Annotated in this window: 1 protein-coding gene; it reads left to right on the top strand. The window is 71.7% G+C overall.

Annotated features, from left to right (window positions below; genetic code table 11):
* Window positions 1-4,232, top strand: a 4,232-nt coding sequence (locus tag ACIGO6_RS41530) for a beta-ketoacyl synthase N-terminal-like domain-containing protein (RefSeq protein ID WP_399885997.1), incomplete at both ends; no start/stop codon positions are given.

The following is a 4,232-nucleotide window of genomic DNA, read 5'->3' as shown; positions in this document are numbered from 1 at the left end:
CCGGAGCGGCTGGAGCGGGTGATGCGTCCGAAGGTGGACGCCGCCTGGAACCTGCACGAACTGACCGCCGAGCAGGACCTCTCCGCGTTCGTCCTGTTCTCCTCGGCTGCCGGCACGCTCGGTGCGCCGGGTCAGGGGAACTACGCGGCGGCCAACGCCTTCCTCGATGGTCTGGCGGTCCACCGCCGGGCGAACGGTCTGCCCGCCCAGTCCCTCGCCTGGGGCCTGTGGGCCGGCGGCATGGCCGGCGAGGTGAGTCAGGCGGACCTCGACCGCATGAACAACAGCGGCGTTCACGCCCTCACTCCCGAGCAGGGCCTGGACCTGTTCGACACGGCCACCGCACTGCCCACCCCCGCCCTCGTTCCCGTCAGCCTGGATGTGAAGGCGCTCGGTGCCGGGGCCGGGGAACTGCCCGAGCTGTTCCGTGGCCTGGTACGCCGCCCCGCGCGCAGGACCGTGGCCGGGACGGTGGCGACCGGAGCCACGTCCGCGCTGGCCCAACGCCTGGCGGCACTGTCCCCGGAAGCACAGGAGGCCGAGCTGCTGGGTCTCGTCCGGGCCACCGCCGCGGCGACGCTCGGCCACGCCGGCCCGGAGGCGATCGACCCCGAGCAGGCGTTCAGCGAGCTGGGCTTCGACTCGCTCAGCGCGGTGGAGTTCCGCAACGGCCTCGGCGAGGCCGTCGGCAAGCGGCTGCCCGCCACGCTCGTCTTCGACTACCCCACCCCGGCCGTACTCGCCCGGCACCTGACCGAGGAGATCACGGGCACGGTCGACAACGGTTCCGCCATGGGCACGCTCGTGCCCGCGGTCGCCGCCGATGACGATCCGATCGTGATCGTGGGGATGAGCTGCCGGTTCCCGGGTGGCGTGGAGACCCCGGGGGACCTGTGGCGTCTGGTGGCCGACGGGGTGGACGCGGTGTCGGAGTTCCCGACCAACCGCGGCTGGAACATCGAGGAGTTGTACGACCCGGACTCCGAGCGGCCGAACACCAGTTACGTCCGGCACGGCGGGTTCCTGCACGACGCCGGCGACTTCGACCCCGACTTCTTCGGCATCTCACCGAACGAGGCCCTGGCCATCGACCCCCAGCAGCGGCTGCTGCTGGAGACGGCGTGGGAGGCGATCGAGCGGGCGGGCATCGACCCGACCACGCTGAAGGGGTCGGCCACCGGCGTGTTCGCCGGGATGATGTACCACGACTACCAGGACAACACGAACACCGGTTCGGTGGCCTCTGGTCGGGTGTCCTACACCTTCGGACTCGAAGGCCCTTCGGTGACGGTGGACACGGCGTGCTCGTCGTCGCTGGTTGCCCTGCATCTTGCGGCGCAGGCGTTGCGGTCGGGTGAGTGCTCGCTGGCGCTGGCCGGTGGTGTGGCGGTGATGGCGACGCCGGAGGCGTTCGTCGAGTTCAGCCGGCAGCGGGGGCTTGCCCCCGACGGCCGCTGCAAGTCCTTCGCGGCCTCCACGGACGGCACCGCCTGGGGCGAGGGTGCGGGCATGCTGCTGGTGGAGCGGCTGTCGGACGCCCGGGCCAACGGGCATCCCGTCCTTGCGGTCGTCAAGGGTTCGGCGGTGAACCAGGACGGTGCGAGCAACGGTCTGACCGCGCCCAACGGTCCCTCGCAGCGCCGTGTCATCCGCCAGGCCCTGGCCTCGGCGGGCCTGACCACCGCCGATGTCGACGCGGTGGAGGCGCACGGTACGGGGACGACGCTGGGTGACCCGATCGAGGCGCAGGCGCTGCTGGCGACGTACGGCCAGGACCGCCCCGAGGACCAGCCGCTGTGGCTGGGGTCGCTGAAGTCGAACATGGGCCACACCCAGGCGGCGGCCGGTGTCGGCGGCATCATCAAGATGGTCGAGGCGATCCGCAACGGAGTGCTGCCGAAGACCCTGCACGTGGACGAGCCGACTCACCAGGTGGACTGGTCGGAAGGCGACGTCCGTCTGCTGACGGAGTCGCGGTCGTGGCCGGAGACGGGCCGTCCGCGTCGGGCGGGTGTCTCCTCCTTCGGTATCAGCGGCACCAACGCCCACGTCATCATCGAACAGGCTCCCCAGCCCGATCCGTATCCCGAGCCCGAGCCCGAGTCCGAGCCGGGGCAGCAGGGCACCAGCCCCGGCACGATCGTGTGGCCCCTTTCCGGCAAAACGCAGGACGCCCTGCAGGGCCAGGCCGAACGGCTTCGGACCTTCCTCGAAAGCACCCCCGACCTGCGCCCGGCGGACATCGGTCATGCCCTGGCCACCCGCCGTACCGCGTTGGATTTCCGGGCCGCGGTGGTGGGTGCGGACCGGGAGGAGTTGCTGGCGGGTCTGTCGGCGTTCGTGGCCGGTCGGCCTGCTGCGGGTGTGGTGCGCGGCAGTACGCGGGGTGCGGGACGTACGGCGTTCTTGTTCACGGGTCAGGGGGCGCAGCGGCTGGGGATGGGCCGGGAGCTGTACGAGGCGTTCCCGGTGTTCGCGGAGGCTTTCGACGCGGTGCTGGAGGTGCTGGCCGCGCTGGACGTGCCGCTGCGGGAGGTGGTGTGGGGTGAGGACGCGGAGAGGCTGAACCGCACCGAGTTCACCCAGCCCGCGCTGTTCGCCGTCGAGGTCGCCCTGTACCGACTGGTCGAGTCGTGGGGCATCCGTCCCGACTACCTGGCCGGGCACTCCATCGGCGAGTTCGCCGCCGCGCATGTGGCGGGTGTGCTGTCGCTGGAGGATGCGGCCCGGCTGGTCGCGGCCCGGGGCCGGCTGATGCAGGCCCTCCCCTCCGGTGGGGCGATGGCCGCCGTGGAAGCGACCGAGGACGAGGTCGTACCCCTGCTGTCGGATGCGGTCGGTGTCGCGGCCGTCAACGGCCCCACCGCCGTCGTCGTCTCCGGCACGCAGGACGAGGTGGAGCGGATCAAGGCGCACTTCGCGGACCTGGGCCGGCGCACGAGCCGGCTGAAGGTCTCCCACGCCTTCCACTCCCCGCTGATGGAGCCGATGCTCACCGACTTCCGCACGGTCGCGGAGGGCCTGACCTACGGCGAACCCCAGATTCCCATCGTCTCCACCCTCACCGGTTCCGTGGTCGGCGCGGCAGAGCTGACCGACGCCGGCTACTGGGTCCGCCACGTCCGCGAAGCCGTCCGCTTCGCCGACGCCGTGCAGTCGCTGACGGCGGAAGGTGTGAGCCGGTTCCTGGAACTCGGCCCGGACGCGGTCCTGACCGCGATGGGCCGCCAGACCAACGAGGACGCCGCCTTCGTCCCCACCCTGCGCCGCGACCGTCCGGAAGCCACCGAGGTCGTCACCGCCCTCGCCCACCTGCACACCACCGGCACCCCCGTCGACTGGACCACCTACTACGGCGACCGACCGACCACCCACGTCGACCTGCCCACCTACGCCTTCCAGCGCAGCACGTACTGGCTCGACAGCATGGTCGAGGAGGGCCCCGCGCTCTCCTCCATCGGCATCGAGTCCTCCGGGCATCCGCTGCTGGGTGCGGCGGTGGCGCTGGCGGATTCGGACGGTGTGGTGCTGACGGGGCGGTTGTCGACGGCGTCGCAGCCGTGGCTGGCCGATCACGCGGTGGGCGGCACGGTCCTGTTTCCCGGCACCGGACTGGTGGACCTGGCCATCGCCGCCGGCGACCAGGTCGGCTACGGCACGCTGGAGGAACTCACCCTCGAGGCGCCGCTGGTGCTGCCGGAGAACGGTGGGGTCCAGGTCCAGGTCTCCGTCGGGAGCTCGGGGGAGACCGGCGCCAGGTCGGTGAGCGTTTTCTCACGCGTAGAGGACGCCGACGAGTCCTGGGTGCGCCACGCCATCGGACTGCTGGCTCCGACTGCCGCCCAGCCGAACACGGAACTGGGTGTGTGGCCGCCGCGGGGTGCGTCGGTGGTGGATGTGGAGGGGTTGTACGAAGGGCTGGCGGGGGCTGGTCTGGAGTACGGGCCGGTGTTCCAGGGGCTGACGGCCGCCTGGCGTTCCGGTGACGACGTGTATGCCGAGGTGTCGCTGCCCGAGGGGACGGAGGTGGAGGGCTTCGGCGTGCATCCCGCGCTGCTGGACGCCTGCCTGCACGCGATCGGTCTGCGTGGTGAGGACGAGGGTGGGTCCGCGCGGCTGCCGTTCGCCTGGACGGGAGTCACCTTCCACGCCTCGGGTGCCACCCGGGTCCGCCTGCGGCTGACGTCTGCAGGGGAGGGGGCGGTCTCGCTGACCGTCTCTGATGCGGAGGG

It is taken from the genome of Streptomyces sp. NPDC053750 (genome assembly GCF_044544295.1).
Lineage (GTDB): Bacteria > Actinomycetota > Actinomycetes > Streptomycetales > Streptomycetaceae > Streptomyces.
Note: the sequence above shows the minus strand (reverse complement) of the source record. Positions and strands in the feature narration are given on the sequence as shown.